Below are 270 nucleotides of genomic sequence, written 5' to 3' on the forward strand. Positions count from 1 at the left end.
CTGTCTGCGTCTGTTAAAGAGTCGCCATAACTTGCGCTTAGGGTTAGCTTTGGAGAGTGGCCCGCTCTTGCCAGTTTAATTTGATCTTGCGCTATATCTACGGTTACTTTAGCAACTTGCAAGCTAATATTTTTATCTTTAGCAATATTTAAAAAGTCGCTAGAGTCTCGAGCTTGCTTAGTTGTAGAAAATGTCTCTGTATTTAAAAAGTCTAATTTAGCATGGTATTTACCCGTAATTTCTCGTAGTTGCTCACGCGCTGTTTCTACT

1 protein-coding gene is annotated in these 270 nt (G+C 39.3%); it reads right to left on the minus strand.

Features of this window, described 5'->3' with window-relative positions; genetic code table 11:
- The coding region (locus R2R70_RS20475; protein ID WP_410978974.1) for a TolC family protein at positions 1-270 on the minus strand (270 nt) is incomplete at both ends.

The organism is Cobetia sp. SIMBA_158 (assembly GCF_046566945.1).
GTDB lineage: Bacteria > Pseudomonadota > Gammaproteobacteria > Pseudomonadales > Halomonadaceae > Cobetia > Cobetia amphilecti.